The sequence below is a fragment of the Bradyrhizobium sp. RDM12 genome, from assembly GCF_051917485.1.
Taxonomy (GTDB): Bacteria; Pseudomonadota; Alphaproteobacteria; order Rhizobiales; family Xanthobacteraceae; genus Bradyrhizobium.
The window spans coordinates 5,468,921-5,483,714 of record NZ_CM133064.1; the positions used below are offsets into that span (position 1 = coordinate 5,468,921).

Here is a 14,794-nt window from a genome sequence, read left to right on the forward strand (position 1 = left end):
GCGTCCAATGCAAAGGACAAGGAGGGCGGACGCCCCCTGCCAAATTTCGATAGCGTTTCCAGTAAAACAGGCGGTGCGGTGGTACCCGGAGGTGTGGGGTCTAAACTTGAAATTAACGCGTGTGGTGCGGAATGGAGGGTGTTGCTTAGTCTAATTTTATTTGAGTACAGGCCCCTGCCATGATGGCAAATTCGCCTGCTGATATTCTGGTCGAATTGGAAGAGTCGGTCGCAACGTGTCCGCTGGACCGCTGCGCGCGCATTCTCTCCGGCATCGTGCAGTTGCTCACCGGCAGCCGCGACCGCTCTCAGGAAGTGCTGTCGGAGTGGTCGATGGCGTACTGCTGCGACTGACGGAACGGGTCGAGGCCAGGGTGCTGATTCAACTCAGCGCGACGCTTGCCGACCTTAAGATAGCTCCGCCGGAGACGTTGCGGCGCCTTGCCTCCCACGACAACGCCGACGTGGCGTGCCCTGTGCTGCTCAGATCGCAAGCACTCTCCACGACCGATCTCACGGCAGTCGCGGCCTCGTGCGGCAAGCGGCATCTACGCGCGATCGCGGCGCGCGACTGCATCGAACCTGCTGTGGCCGAGGCGCTGATCAAGCGCGGTAAGGAGATCTGCCTGGCGCTGATCAAGAATCCTGGAACAAAATTCTCCGACGCAGCTTACGCCGCCCTCATCGCTCTGGCCGACCAGGAGAGCGAGATTGCGAAGGCGCTGGCGCTCCGGCCCGGTACTCCTGACCTGATCGTGCGGAAGCTGCTCTCCACCCGACCGGCCTCGACCAAGACCCCGCCGGCCAAGCCCGGCGCCTCCGCCATTCCGCCCCCGCAAGCAGCCGTACCGATTCCGCCAAAGCCGCCCTCCTCGGCCGATTATGCGAGCGCGAGACCCGAGATCGTGGCGCTCAACCGCGTCGGCAAGCTCAACGATTCCACCGTGAACCGCTTCGCGATCCGCGGCGAGACCGCCAATCTGTTCACCGCGCTGTCCGTGCTGTCGGGGACTCCGATCGAGATCATCGAGCATGTCATGCGCGATGACGATTGTGAGGACTGGTGATGGCCTGCCGGGCTTCGCGCCTGAACTGGACGACCACGCTCGCGATCGTCAGCAATCGTGGTGGTACGCGCCTCTCCTTCGCCCAGCGCGAACGCGCGCAACTGATTTTCGAAACGCTGCTGTTGTCGACCAGCCAATGGACGGTGCGCTGGGGGAAATTGCAGCCAGCACAAACACGAGCGATCCGGGAAATCGCGCCGCGAAAATGGGGGTTAGCCGATGAAGTTCGACGGTCGCAAGGCGCTTCGCGTCAGGATGGATCACAAGCAGGCCGTCAACCTGATGGGCTCGGACGGCACCTGGCGGCGCAGCTGCGTGCTGCTCGACGTGTCGCAGACCGGGGCCAAGATCGAGGTCGAAGGCACTCTCGACGTGCTGCAAGCCAAGGAATTCTTCATGCTGCTGTCCGCGACCGGTCTCGCCTACCGGCGCTGCGAGCTGGTCTGGATCGATGGCACCATGGCCGGCATTCATTTCGTCAACGCGGACAGCAAGAAGAAACCGGCCGCGGCGCAGAACACCGCGCAGAGTAAGTAGGCTCGAAATTTCATCAACCAATTCAACTGCAGTAAAGTCCATGTCGACCGTGCAGAATGCGCGAACAATCGCCAGCCCCGTTAAAGGCGACGGCGGCATCCGAGCGGCGCAATCGGCGCGCCCTTTCGTGCATGTGCTGGCGGATACCTCCGACAAATTGTCGGGCATCTGCGCGACGCTCGAACAGCAATTCACCGTCGCGGGCGAACGGCTCGACGCGGAAGCCAGGCTGACGCAGGCACCGTTTGCCATCGTCATCCGTGCGGAGCTGCGGGACGTCGACAACATCGCCGCGATCAAGAGGCGGTCCGCCAGGCTTGCGAAGGCCGCCAAGCGCATCTTCCTCGTCGAGCACGCTTCACACATCTGCATCTCGCAAGCCTATGCGCTCGGCGCGACGCTCGTCCTTCCCGGCCCACTCAACAAGACCAAGCTGCTGGCGGTCCTGGCGGATCCGACCGAGCGGGGATCGGACGCATCGGGCAGTTCGCCTCAGCCGGACAACGCCGTCGAGACGGCAGCCACCGCGATCGCATCGATGTTCACGGCCGTCACGCTTGGCCAGCCCCTTGACGTCGACGGCACCAAGGAGGCCGGACGCCAGATTGCCGACCGCATCACCCAGCATGGCCTGTCGGAATGGCTCACCACGGTGCGGCGCCATCATGAGGGAACATATCAGCACTGCTTGCTCGTGACTGGAGTTGCCATCGGCTTCGGGCTGAGTCTCGGGGTCGGAAGAGCCGATCTAGAGCGCATGTCCTCGGCCGCCATGTTCCACGACATCGGCAAGGCGCGGATCCCGCTCGCGATCCTCGACAAACCCGGCCGTCTCGATCCCGACGAACGCGCCATGATCGAGTCCCATCCGGCGGCGGGTTACGAGTTCTTGAAGAACCACGAGCAGATCACGCCGGAAATTCTCGATGCCGTCCGACATCACCACGAATATCTCGACGGCAGCGGCTATCCGGATGCGCTATGCGGCGAGAGCATCAACGACATCGTGCGCATTCTCACGATTTCGGACATCTTCGCCGCGCTGATCGAGCACCGGCCCTACAAGGCGACGATGCCGCGCACAGAGGCCTATCATGTTCTCTGCGGGATGACCGGAAAGCTGGAGAAGGCGCTGGTCGCATCCTTCAAGGAGGTCGCACTCTCACGCTGAGCGCGCGCCAAACCAACCGGAGGGCAACGACGTCACGGGTGCGCCTAGTGCGTCGCCCGATATTTGATGCGCCGCGGGATCGAGCGACAAGCTAGTCCTTCGGCGAGCAGCTTCATGTCCTCATGCCGGCCGCTGCGGACCAGCCTGCTGAACTCTTCAGGCGTAAAAGGAAGGCTGGGATCATCATCGATCGGACGCCGCATCCGCGGGCCGAAGAACCACCGAACCAGGCTAGCCAGCCGCCGCATGTCAATTCCCTCGCGCCAGCATCAAACCTTCGAGACCGCCTATTGTTCCTCCTGCCCGGTAGAGATTGCAAGAGGCCGTAACGAGTCCGCACGAAAAATTCGCGGAGAAATAATCTCCTCCGGCCCGTCGGCATCAGTCGGCGAAGCCGACGTAGCGGACGAACTCCGCGTTGCCCTCGCGATCGGAGCGAACGGCATTCGCGGCAAAGTTGTCGTCGGGATAGCCCATCGCAACGCAGGTCATGATGACCTCGTCCTCCGGAATCCTTGCGACCTCGCGCACGATGTCGGAGCGCATGATGCCCTGCCCGTTGATGACGGAGCCGAGCCCGCGATCCCAGGCTGCCAGCACGATGCCGTAGCAGAGTGCGCCGAGATCGAAATGGCAGACGGCGCCCGGATCGAGCACGCGATCATAGGTCAGCACCAGCGAAACCGGCGCGTCGAACTGACGGAAGCCGCGCAGCACCCAGTCCTGCCGCATCGGCTTGTCATCACGCGCAATCCCCATCGCGCCGAACAGTTTCTTGGCGACGTCGACCTGACGGGTGCGATGCACCCCTGGTACTCGCCATGGCTGATGATGTCGCGCTTGACCTTGGCGCCGCCGATCATCTCCTCCATGTTGCGGCGTCGCACATCTTCCAGCGGCGCGCCTGTGAGCACGTGAACATGCCAGGGCTGGGTGTTCATCGACGACGGTGCGCGCTTGGCGCTCTCGATGATCGCTTCGACCACGGCGCGCGGCACCGGCTGCTGCTTGAAACCGCGCACGCTGCGGCGCGACTGGACCAGCGTTTCGAACTCCACTTCAGGACCTCCCTGCCCGTTCATTCATCTGCACGACATCCGCAACACGCTCGCCTGTTGCCGATGCGGCGCGCGAAATCTATGCTAACCCGCGAGCAAGACCAAGAACCCCTGTGGCCACGCCACACCGGTAAGGACCCGATCATGGCCGCTCCGCTCGATCCCGTCATCGCCCAGATCATTCCACTGCTGCCGCTGCGCGATCCCGCGACGATGACGCCACAGAGCGCCCGCGATTCCTTGCGCGCACTGGCTGCCTCGCGCGCCGCCGTACCGCCGCCGCCCGTCGATGCCGTACAGGACATCGACGTCAAGGGCGGCGCCGGCCCGCTGAATGCACGCGTTTATCGCGTCGGCAGCGCGCCCGCGCCGACCGTGGTGTTCTTCCACGGCGGCGGCTGGGTCGCGGGTGACCTCGAGACCCACGACCGGCAGGCGCGCAATCTCGCGATCGAGACCGGCGCGGTCGTGGTCTCCGTCGACTATCGCCGCCCGCCGGAAACGCGCTTTCCCGGCGCCTTCGAGGACGCCTTCACGGCTGCGGGCGACGTGTTCAACCGCGTCGCGGAATTTGGCGGCGATGCAAAACGTCTGGGCGTTGCCGGTGACAGCGCCGGCGGCAATCTCGCGGCCGCGACCGCAATCGCCTGCCGCGATGCCGGCATCAAGCTCGCCGCACAGCTGCTGGTCTATCCCGTGACCGACGTCGTGGGCGGTTACGCCGACGCGCGCGAGAACGCGCGCTATCCGTCACGGGCAGAGAATGCGGAAGGTTACTTCCTGTCGCGGGCGGTGATGGAATGGTTTGCCGGTCATTATCTCGCCGATCCCGGCCATGCCGCGGACTGGCGCATCTCGCCGCTGCGCGCGGCTTCGCTCGCCGGCGTTGCGCCCGCCATCGTGACCACCGCCTGGTTCGATCCGCTCCGCGACGAAGGCGCAGCCTATGCGCGGGCGCTGGAGACCGCCGGCGTGCAGGTGAGGCATCACGAGGGCGCCGGCCTGATCCATGGCTATTTCGGCCTCGGGGACGCCTCCGAGGTCGCCCGCGCCGAAGCGCAGCGTGCACGCGCCGACTTCAAGGCGCTGCTCGCGCGCGGGATCTGATCGCTTTGCGGCCCGACGGATTCAAATTGCGACCTCGGCCCGTCCGTACCGTCGGCCCTGATCGCAGCCTTGCTGCTTTCGATGCAGGCCGTCGCGTCCGCGCCACGACCATGCGATGGTCAACCCCGCTGGCATCCTCGACCGCCGGAAAAAATGAAGCGAGGACCGATACCGCGCTGCGATCCTGCTTGATTGCGCCACGATTCCGCGCTCCAATTCCTGCGCCATCTTTGGCTTAGGGAGACACCCATGATGAAGCGAATTTTCCTGGCTGCGATCGTTGCCACCTTCGCAGCAGGCTCGGCGCTTGCAGACGACACCTGCGAGAGCAAGGCGGTCGGCAAGGACGGCAAGGCGCTCGCCGGCGCGGCCAAGACCTCGTTCATGAAGAAGTGCAAGGAAGACGCCTGCACGCCCAAGGCCGTCGGCTCCGACGGCAAGCCGCTCGCCGGTGCCGCCAAGAACAGCTTTATGAAGAAGTGCGAGATGGGCGCGTAAGGCGCTACGAATTCGCCGCTTCTTCAACGAGCAATCGCTCCATCAAATCGTCATGCCCGGGCAGAAGCGCGTCTTCGCGCCAGATGTCCGGGCATCTGCGTTCTTGCTTCCGAACGACATTCTTGCTTCCGAACGACGGAGGCAAAGACCTTTGGCTGCCTCCCCGCGCGCGCCGAGCGCCCAAACATAATCATCCCTGAGCATCACAACCCTAGACAGAGGCCGTCGGCTGATGGATCATGCAGCGCTGAGCGAAATGGGGTGCGTCGACGAGGCCTTCCAGGAAAGGGACGTCAAGATGCGGCAACTTCGAGTGCGTCATGAGATATTGGCGACAGTGAGCTTGCTGTTCGCGCTGCTCATCAGTTTTGACGTCGCGAACGCGAGGGGCGTCGGTCTGCCCAACGTCATGGTTCTGGCAACAGGCGGCACGATCGCCGGCTCCGGGACGAGCAGCACCACGGTGGTCGGGTACACCGCGGCGACGGTGGGCATCGAGACCCTCCTGAATGCAGTCCCCGAGCTGAAGACGGTGGCCAACGTCAAGGGCGAGCAGGTCTTCCAGATCGCCAGCGAAAACATGAACAATGACTACTGGCTCAAGCTCGCCAAGCGCGTCAACACGCTCCTTGCGCAGGACGACGTCGACGGGATCGTGATCACGCACGGCACCGATACGATCGAGGAAACCAGCTATTTCCTGAACCTGGTGGTCAAGAGCAAAAAGCCTGTCGTCGTCGTGGGCGCGATGCGGCCGTCGACAGCGATCAGCGCGGACGGGCCGATCAACCTCTTCAATGCGGTGATCCTCGCAGGCAGTGAGGAAGCGGTCGGCAAGGGCGTGCTCGTCTCTCTCAACGATCAGATCAACGCGGCGCGCGACGTCACCAAGAACAACACCTCGACAGCAGACACCTTCCGCACACCTGAGCTCGGCTTTCTCGGCTACATGCAGGGAAATAAGCCGTACTTCTATCGTCAATCGACCCGCCGGCACACGGCGGACTCCGAGTTTGACGTCTCCAACCTCGATACCCTGCCGCAGGTCGATATCGTCTACGGATACGCCAACATGAACCGGGTCGCAGTCGACGCTTTTGTCGCCGCCGGCGCCAAGGGCATCGTGCATGCCGGCACGGGTGACGGCAGCCTTGCCCGGCCCGCGGTCGAGCCGGCTCTCGACGAGGCGCACAAGAAGGGTGTCGCGATCGTTCGTAGCAGCCGGGTCGGCAATGGCATCGTCGCGCGCAACGGCGAAGCCAAGGACGACGAGCACGACTTCATCGTCTCGGATACGCTCAATCCGCAAAAGGCGCGCATTCTTCTGATGCTGGCGCTGACCAAGACGACCGACAGCAAGGAAATCCAGCGGATGTTCTATACTTACTAGAGCATCCGAAGCTTAGACCATCCGACGTGCGGTCGGCCTAGTCCCGCCTGAAGCGGTAATCAAAGGCGGCGCCGAGTGGCTTGATCAGGCCGACCGTCGGCGCCGGAAAATGGATCGGCAGGATCAGCGTGTCGGTGTCTGCGACGGAGGCGAAGAACTTCCGCCGCGACACCGCCGACTGCTTCGCATCCCAATCAGGCTTCGCCGACCAGTCCGGCTCGCGGCACTGGATCTGGTGATGCATGAGGTCGCCGGCGACCACCGCGCGTTGTCCCCTGGAGAGAATGTTCACGCAACAATGACAGGGCGAATGCCCCGGCGTCGGTGCCAGCGTCACGGTGTCATCCAGCGCGTAGTCGTCGTCGACCAGCAGCGCCTGTCCCGCCTCGACAATCGGCAGGCAATTGTCACGAAAGACCGTACCTGGCGGATTTTTGCCTTTCGCGTTCTCGCCCTCCCAGGCCGCGTACTCGCCCTTGTGAAAGACGTATTTTGCATTCGGGAACGTCGGCACCCAACGGCCGTCGCGCAAGGTCGTGTTCCAGCCGGTATGGTCGATGTGCAGATGCGTGCAGAACACGTAGTCGATCTGCTCGAAGCCGATGCCGAGCGCGAACAGCTCGTTGCGCCAGCGTTCCTTGCCGGGAAAGTCGAACGGCGGCGGATGCCCCTTGTCCTCGCCGGTGCAGGTGTCGACCAGGATGGTGTAGCGCGGCGTGCGCACCACGAAGGTCTGATAGGTGATGACTATCATGCCGCGCTCGGCATCGAACACCTCGGGCTCCATAGTCGGCAGATGTCGGGCAAACACGTCCTCGTCATAAGCCGGGAAAAAGTCCTGCGGCCGTCGCCATGGACCCTCCCGCTCGATCACCGCGTCGATGGTGATGTCGCCGATCCGGAGTTGTTTCATGATTACTCGCTCCCTTTTCGAGGGAACCGTAGCGGCCAGCATTGGAGGGTTCAAGCCGCGACGCGCGTCCACCTCCCATGCCTGGCGATTGCCGCAAATCGACCCCAAACGCGGATGACGATGTACGTGAAATGGGAAGGAACCGGTGGGCAGGAGACTCAAATTCGCGACGACAGCTATGCTTGTCGTGGCTGCGGGCATCTACCTCAACAACACGAATCTGCTGGCGCCGCATCGGGACGGCAAGCCGGTACTGCTCGCCCATCGCGGCATGGCGCAGCGCTTCGATGAGCGCGATCTGAAAAGCGATACCTGCACGGGCCGCGCGGATGTTGCCACCGTTGCACGGAGAACACTATTCCTTCGATGCGCGCGAGCTTTGAGGCCGGCGCCGATGTGGTCGAGCTCGACGTGCACCCGACCACCGATGGCGAGTTCGCCGTATTCCATGACTGGACACTCGACTGCCGCACCGACGGCCAGGGCGTCACGCGCGAGCAGAGCATGGCAAAGCTGAAGATGCTCGACATCGGCTATGGCTATACCGCCGACGGCGGCAAGACCTTTCCGTTTCGCGGCAACGGCATCGGAATGATGCCAACACTGTCGGAGGTATTCGCTGCGTTTCCGGACAAGAACCTCCTCATCAATGTGAAGAGCCGGGACGCTGGCGAAGGCGAGAAACTCGCCGCCGTGCTGAACGCTCTCACGGCCGATCGCCGCCGGACGATCATGGTTTATGGCGGCGATGAGCCCATCGAGGTGATCCGCCGCCTCACCCCGGATGTCCGCACGATTTCACGCGCGGCCATTCGAAGCTGCCTGATCCGCTATATCGGCTATGGCTGGACCGGCCTGGTCCCGGCAGCCTGCCACAACGCGATGGTGCTGGTCCCGATCAACGTCGCACCCTGGCTTTGGGGCTGGCCCGATCGCTTCCTCAATCGCATGAACGACGCCGACAGCGCCGTCTTCGTGCTCGGGCCCTACAGCGGCGGAGAGTTCTCGACCGGCATCGATACGCCAGAATTGTTCGCCCGGCTCCCGCGAGGTTATTCCGGTGGGATCTGGACCAACGAGATCGAGACGATCGCCGCGATGTCCGGCAAAAGCAAAGATTAGCTCCGCAACCCCGGCGCTTCCTGGCCAGTGCGCGCGACGTACTCCGTGTAGCCGCCGCCATACTGATGGATGCCGTCCGGCGTCAGCTCGAGCACGCGGTTCGACAGGACGCTGAGGAAGTGGCGATCATGCGAAACGAACAGCATGGTGCCTTCGAAATCCGACAGCGCCGTGATCAGCATCTCCTTGGTGGCGAGGTCGAGATGGTTGGTCGGCTCGTCCAGCACCAGAAAATTCGGCGGATCGAACAGCATTTTCGCCATCACGAGCCGCGCCTTCTCGCCGCCTGAGAGCACCCGGCAGCGTTTCTCGACGTCGTCGCCGGAGAAGCCGAAGCAGCCGGCCAGCGCGCGCAAGGAGCCCTGCCCCGCGGTCGGAAACTGGTCTTCCAGCGACTGAAATACGGTGCGCTCGCCGTCGAGCAGATCCATCGCGTGCTGGGCGAAATAGCCCATCTTGACGCTGCCGCCCAAGGCCACCGTGCCCTCGTCCGGCTCGCTCGCGCCCGCGACGAGCTTGAGCAGTGTCGACTTGCCGGCGCCATTGACGCCCATCACGCACCAGCGCTCCCTGCGGCGGATCATGAAATCCAGCCCGTCATAGATCCGCTTGCTGCCATAGCCCTTAAACACCTTCTTCAAGGCGACGACGTCCTCGCCCGAGCGCGGCGCCGGCAAGAAGTCGAAGGCGACCGTCTGACGGCGGCGCGGCGGCTCGACCCGCTCGATCTTGTCGAGCTTCTTGACCCGGCTCTGCACCTGGGCAGCATGCGAGGCGCGCGCCTTGAAACGCTCGATGAACTTGATCTCCTTGGCGAGCATCGCCTGCTGGCGCTCGAACTGCGCCTGCTGCTGCTTCTCGTTCAGCGCACGCTGCTGCTCGTAGAATTCGTAATTGCCGGTGTAGGTCGTCAGCGAGCCGGAATCGATCTCGACCACCTTGGAGATGACGCGGTTGATGAACTCGCGGTCATGCGAGGTCATCAGCAGCGTGCCCTCGTAATCGTGCAGGAACTTCTCGAGCCAGATCAGGCTTTCGAGATCGAGATGGTTGCTCGGCTCGTCGAGCAGCATCACATCGGGACGCATCAGGAGAATGCGGGCCAGCGCCACGCGCATCTTCCAGCCGCCGGAGAGTTTGCCGACGTCGCCGTCCATCATCTCCTGGGTGAAGCCGAGGCCGGACAGGGCCTCGCGCGCACGACCGTCCAGCGCATAGCCGTCGAGCTCCTCGAACGCGTGCTGCACCTCGCCATAACGCGCGATGATCTCGTCCATCTGGTCGGCCTTGTCAGGATCGGCCATGTCGGCCTCGAGCTGGCGCAACTCGGCCGCGACCTCGCTGACGGGACCGGCGCCATTCATCACCTCGGCCACGGCGCTGCGGCCAGACATCTCGCCGACGTCCTGGTTGAAATAGCCGATGGTGATGCCGCGATCGGTCGAGACCTGCCCTTCGTCGGGCAGCTCCTCGCCGGCGATCATCCGGAACAGAGTGGTCTTTCCCGCGCCGTTCGGGCCGACAAGGCCGATCTTCTCGCCCTTGTTCAGGGCGGCGGAGGCTTCGATGAACAGGATCTGGTGGCCGGCTTGCTTGCTGACGTTGTCGAGGCGGATCATGAGGTCTTTTTGGGGGAATTGTTGCGTTGCGGCGTAATAGGCCATGCCCACGCCCAAGGGAAGCCCGGCGGGGTACGGATTCCGTCCGCGCCGGGCGCGAATCCGCAACGGGTCGCTGTCTAGGACGAATCTCTGGAAATGCGACCGGTCCGCGCGCCGACCAGAACGCCGGCCGCGAAAGCCGCGATAGCGCCGAGGGCCAGTGGCACAACGCGAGCCATGGGTCCATCGACGACGAGCGCATGATCGTCCGCCTCTGCGCCGAAGCGCCCGCGGGTACGATGCAAAGACGGGACTGAACTCATCAAATTGTCGGCGCGTTCGGATCCCACCGGCTTGACCGTCTCCTGCGCCGAGAACGCCACTTTTGCGAGATAGTGATCGAGCCAGGCCGGGAGCACGGCATTGCCCAGGATGACCTTGAGCGTACTGAGGCCGATCCAGTATTCGCGGCGGGGATGGCGGACAGCCTGGTAGACCGCATTCGCGATGACTTCGGGCTGCACCACCGGCGCGACCGGACGCGGCTGCCGAGGCATGTGGGTTCGGGCCCAATCGAATTGCGGCGTGTTGACCGCCGGCAGCTCCATCATGGTGAGCCGGATGCGGCTCCGGTCATGGATCAGCTCGGTGCGCAGCGAGTCGGTGAAGCCGCGGATGGCATGCTTGGCACCGCAATAGGCTGATTGCAGCGGAATGCCGCGATAGGGCAAGCGCGGACCCGATCTGGATGATGTGCCCGCGATCGGCTGATCGCATGTGACGCAGGGCCGCCATGGTGCCGTGCACGAATCCGAGATAGGTGACCTCGGTGACGCGGCGAAACTCCTCGGCAGTCAATTTCCACACCGGCGAGAACACCGTGACCATGGCATCGTTGATCCAGACATCGATCGTCCCGAAAGTCGTGACGACCCGGTCCGCCGCCGCGAATATGGCATCCGCATCGGCGACGTCAGCCGGCAGGGCGAGCGCCGTACCGCCCATCTGCTCGACCTCGCGACCGGTCTGCTCCAGCGCCTCGGCATCGCGGGCAATCAGGCCGATGCGCCAGCCGTCGCGGGCGAAGCGATGCGCGATGGCGCGTCCAACGCCGGCCGAAGCGCCGGTGATGACGACAACTCGACCTGAATGAAGCGGCACCACGCTCATGATCTGTGCACCTCGATTGAACGCTGATGGTTGGACCGCCGTGGCGAGCCGGCGACGAGTTCGCCGCGCCGCGCCAGGGTACGAATGCGGTCCGCAGTCCGGCAGGCGATCGCCTGGATCGTCAGCGACGGATTGGCGCCTCCGACCGTCGGAAAAACCGAGCCGTCGCAGATCCATAAGTTTGGAATGTCCCAGCTGCGGCAGTCCGCATCGACGACGCTGGTGCGGGCATCGCTGCCCATGCGCGCGGTTCCGTTGAGGTGACAGGTGTCGTCGTCCTGGATCCAGATGTCGGTCGCGTCGACCGCCTCCAGCGCGCGGCTCATGAATTTGAGCGAGTGATCGATCAGACGCTTGTCGTTGTCGCACCAGGAATAGGTGACTCTGGGAATCCGCAGCCCGTACTGGTCGACCTCCTCGGCGAGGGTCACCCGATTGGATTCCTGCGGCAGCATCTCGCCCACGATCTTGAGACCGACCACGTGATTGTAGTCCTTCATGGCCTCCACCAGGCGCGTCCCCCATAAGCCGCGGGCGCTGAACAGCGTGTTGGCCCAGAGCTGCGGCAACGGGCCCTGGCTCATATAGGAATAGCCGCCGAAGAAGTCCTTGCCCCTGTCTTCGTAATTCCAGTGCTCGGTGATGGCGAGCGACGGCGGTCCCTTGTAAGAGCGCACCTCCTGCTCCAGCCGCCCCCACACAGCCTGATTGGACTGCGCCATCAGGTTCTTTCCGAGCAGGCCCGAGCTGTTGGCGAGGCCGTCCGGAAAGCGAGCCGTCGCGGAGTTCAACAGAAGCCGCGGCGTCTCGATGGCGTAGCCGGCAACAACGACGTTCCGCGCGCGTTGAAAGCGCCACGCGCCGTCCCGATGATAGTGAATCCCGGACACCAGGCCGGACGGCGCGACCTCGACCCGACCGACCATCGCAAGATCGCGGATTTCCGCGCCCGCGCCGATCGCGCGCGGGATCCATGTGACCAGCGCGCTCTGCTTGGCATTGGTCGAACAGCCGGTGACGCAGAAGCCGCGATACACACAAGGATGGGCCAGCCCCCGCGGGGCCGACAGCGTGGCGAGCGGCGTCTCCGTCCATTTTATGCCCAGCGCCTCGCAACCTTTGGCCAGCGCGCGCCGCGCCATTCAATGGGTGGGCACGATACGGATATCGCGGACGGGCGGGGCCCCAGGGATAAGTCACCGGACCCGCTATTTTCAGGGCCTGCTCGACTTCTGCGTAGTAGTCCCACATCTCGCGCCAATCGAGTGGCCAGTCGACGCCGTAACCGAGCACGCTGCGCGACTTGAACCATTCGGGGCGGAAGCGCAGTGACACCATCGCGAAGTGCACCGTCGAGCCGCCCACCGCCTTGCCGCTGTTGTTGCTGCCGAGTTGCAACGGATTGGCGCCGTCGACGATGCGGTCATCGGTCCAATAGAGCTTGGTCTGCTCGGATCGTCGGAGGCGAAATCCTCCAGCGGCCTGAAATAGGGACCCGCGTCAAACGCGACGACCGAGAAGCCGTATTCGGCAAGCTTGCAGGCGAGCGTGCCGCCGCCCGCGCCCGTCCCGACGATGGCGAAATCGACCGGCTCGCTCTCGCGGTATTGCCGCATCGGGACCCAGCCGCCCGGGCGAAAGACGTCCGGGGCCTGTCCATCGCACGCTCGCGGCATATGCAGGGGATCATCGGACACGGCGATTGCTCCGGCGTGCTGTAGCGTCATTGCCGTCCTTCGCCTCGGCGGCTTCCCAGGGATCGCGCTCGTCGATGTCGAGCCGCACGTAACCGCGCGGACTGGCGGGGCCGCCCCAGCCGATCTCGCTCCAGGCGGTCGGATGCGCGTAATAGGCGAGCACGATGTCCCGCCCCAGGCGCGCCTTGAAGAAGACCTCACAGGGCAAGCCGCCCCATTCGGCCGTTTTCAGCTCACCGGATTGGGCAGCGCACAGCAGCTTGTCCTGCAAGGCCTGCGGCAACTCGGCAAAGCGCCTGCCATACGCTGCGGATGCCTCGGCGTTCAGCGCCTTCAGGCCGCGACGCCACGCCTCGCCGTCCCTGGGCACCCTGGGCCCGCGAAACCCGTCCATGATCTGGTCCTGCAGCTTGCGATCGACCAGTGCGGCGATCGGCACGGGCGGACGATCCGGCGGCTGCGGAACGATGCGGTCCGCGATCGCCACGACCGCCTCGTATTCGTCCTGTGTGAAGAAGCGCGCCTCGGGCGCAATCGACAAGCGCCGCGTGATGACTTCGCGTGTCTTGTCATTCCACGATGGTCCCGACCATTTGGCGAGAACGTCATATCCGGGATAGCGGTCGCGGCGTTCATGCATCGGGATGCGCCCTCATGAGAGCGAGTGCAGCGAGACCGGCAAGCGCGAGGCCAGTGAAGCTCGGCGGCGCGGGAAGCGGCGGTCCGTTCAAAATGTTCTGGCTCCAGTTGCGCCAGCCTCCCATGTTTCGCGACACGCCATAGGCATGGAAACCGACACCGGCAAAACCCATCGCGGTCAGCATACGCATCCACCATCGGGTGAACCGATGCGTCCTGCCGGATCCGTTCCCGGCCGCCGACATCAGCAGCGCTGCACCGATCGGCGGCAGCGTCACCGGGAGAAGCATGAACGGGTTGTGGTAGGCTCCCCGGAAATGGAGCAGGCCGGCCTCGCCGCTCGTGCCGAGAAGGCCTGCGCCCGCAACCGCGGCGATCATGCGTCCCGCCGGCAGACCGACAATGCGCGGGCGATCCGGTTCGCTTCCCGCACCCGTTCCGAACAGAAGCCGAGCAGGCCCGAGAGCAGGATCGCCATCGGTGCGCCGATCGGCGCGCCATAAAACACGTTCTGCCAGCCGAAGCCGCCCACGCGCTTGCCGACATTGTAGAGGTGGAAACCCGATCCGGCCAGTCCGGTCGCGGCAGCAAGCAGGTAGGTCGCATCGCGCGCCTTGTGCGCGAGCGGGCGCATATCGGCCGTTCCGTGCAAGCTCGTTGCCAATGTGAGCGCCGAAACCAGCAGGGTGTACATCGCCTTGTTCTTGAACGAGCCGCGGTAGTGCTCGAGTCCAGAGTCGGCGAGCACCGAGGCTGCGAGGGTTCCTGCAGCCCGGTTCAGCCTTCGCGCGGTTTTGATTGTTTCCGCGTTGCTGGAGCGATCGC

Annotated in this window: 10 protein-coding genes and 5 pseudogenes; 7 read left to right on the plus strand and 8 right to left on the minus strand. The window is 64.2% G+C overall.

Features of this window, described 5'->3' with window-relative positions; all coding sequences use genetic code 11:
• Positions 1–179 precede the first annotated feature (179 nt).
• From ACTGJ9_RS26865 to ACTGJ9_RS26875, 3 genes and pseudogenes are all read left to right on the plus strand, one after another.
• Positions 180–1,289: pseudogene (locus ACTGJ9_RS26865) on the plus strand (DUF2336 domain-containing protein).
• Entirely contained in the window at positions 1,286–1,603 is a 318-nt protein-coding gene (locus ACTGJ9_RS26870) for a PilZ domain-containing protein (protein WP_456673544.1), read from the plus strand. The pseudogene ACTGJ9_RS26865 and the gene ACTGJ9_RS26870 overlap by 4 nt, the downstream one beginning before the upstream one ends.
• Before the next feature lie 49 nt (positions 1,604–1,652).
• Positions 1,653–2,774, plus strand: a complete 1,122-nt coding sequence (locus ACTGJ9_RS26875) for an HD-GYP domain-containing protein (protein ID WP_456678635.1) — start codon at positions 1,653–1,655, stop codon at positions 2,772–2,774.
• 381 nt (positions 2,775–3,155) lie between these two features.
• On the opposite strand, the pseudogene ACTGJ9_RS26880 reads toward ACTGJ9_RS26875, so the two are convergent.
• Positions 3,156–3,832, minus strand: a pseudogene (locus ACTGJ9_RS26880) (nitroreductase).
• A 144-nt stretch (positions 3,833–3,976) separates the two neighbouring features.
• On the opposite strand from ACTGJ9_RS26880, the gene ACTGJ9_RS26885 reads away from it, so the two are divergent.
• The 3 genes from ACTGJ9_RS26885 (at position 3,977) to ACTGJ9_RS26895 (ending at position 6,827) form a co-directional block, all read left to right on the plus strand.
• On the plus strand, positions 3,977–4,939 hold the full coding sequence (locus ACTGJ9_RS26885; protein WP_456673545.1) for an alpha/beta hydrolase: 963 nt from the start codon (positions 3,977–3,979) through the stop codon (positions 4,937–4,939).
• 249 nt (positions 4,940–5,188) lie between these two features.
• A complete protein-coding gene (locus tag ACTGJ9_RS26890) occupies positions 5,189–5,437 on the plus strand; it encodes a hypothetical protein (RefSeq protein ID WP_128952136.1) in 249 nt (82 codons plus the stop codon).
• A gap of 298 nt (positions 5,438–5,735) precedes the next feature.
• Positions 5,736–6,827 carry a type II asparaginase gene (locus ACTGJ9_RS26895; RefSeq protein WP_456673546.1) on the plus strand — a complete coding sequence of 364 codons (1,092 nt, stop codon included), beginning with the start codon at positions 5,736–5,738 and terminating at the stop codon, positions 6,825–6,827.
• Between the two features lie 37 nt (positions 6,828–6,864).
• Here the strand turns inward: ACTGJ9_RS26895 and ACTGJ9_RS26900 are convergent, their stop codons facing one another.
• Positions 6,865–7,740: an MBL fold metallo-hydrolase gene (locus tag ACTGJ9_RS26900; RefSeq protein WP_456673547.1), complete on the minus strand. Its 876-nt coding sequence runs from the start codon at positions 7,738–7,740 to the stop codon at positions 6,865–6,867.
• Positions 7,741–7,885: 145 nt separating this feature from the next.
• Here ACTGJ9_RS26900 and ACTGJ9_RS26905 point away from each other — a divergent pair.
• A pseudogene (locus ACTGJ9_RS26905) lies at positions 7,886–8,862 on the plus strand (glycerophosphodiester phosphodiesterase family protein).
• Here the strand turns inward: ACTGJ9_RS26905 and ACTGJ9_RS26910 are convergent.
• From ACTGJ9_RS26910 to ACTGJ9_RS26935, 6 genes and pseudogenes are all read right to left on the minus strand, one after another.
• Positions 8,859–10,481, minus strand: a complete 1,623-nt coding sequence (locus ACTGJ9_RS26910) for an ABC-F family ATP-binding cassette domain-containing protein (RefSeq protein WP_456673548.1) — start codon at positions 10,479–10,481, stop codon at positions 8,859–8,861. The pseudogene ACTGJ9_RS26905 and the gene ACTGJ9_RS26910 sit on opposite strands and share 4 nt — an antisense overlap.
• 119 nt (positions 10,482–10,600) lie before the next feature.
• Positions 10,601–11,624: pseudogene (locus ACTGJ9_RS26915) on the minus strand (SDR family oxidoreductase).
• 5 nt (positions 11,625–11,629) lie between these two features.
• Positions 11,630–13,330, minus strand: a pseudogene (locus ACTGJ9_RS26920) (GMC family oxidoreductase).
• Positions 13,320–13,970 carry a gluconate 2-dehydrogenase subunit 3 family protein gene (locus ACTGJ9_RS26925; protein WP_456673549.1) on the minus strand — a complete coding sequence of 217 codons (651 nt, stop codon included), beginning with the start codon at positions 13,968–13,970 and terminating at the stop codon, positions 13,320–13,322. Before ACTGJ9_RS26925 ends, ACTGJ9_RS26920 begins: the two are co-directional and overlap by 11 nt.
• Complete coding sequence (locus tag ACTGJ9_RS26930) at positions 13,963–14,349, minus strand: hypothetical protein (RefSeq protein ID WP_456673550.1); 387 nt, start codon at positions 14,347–14,349, stop codon at positions 13,963–13,965. The genes ACTGJ9_RS26925 and ACTGJ9_RS26930 overlap by 8 nt, the downstream gene beginning before the upstream one ends.
• Positions 14,346–14,717: a hypothetical protein gene (locus ACTGJ9_RS26935; protein WP_456673551.1), complete on the minus strand. Its 372-nt coding sequence runs from the start codon at positions 14,715–14,717 to the stop codon at positions 14,346–14,348. The genes ACTGJ9_RS26930 and ACTGJ9_RS26935 overlap by 4 nt, the downstream gene beginning before the upstream one ends.
• Positions 14,718–14,794: the final 77 nt, after the last annotated feature.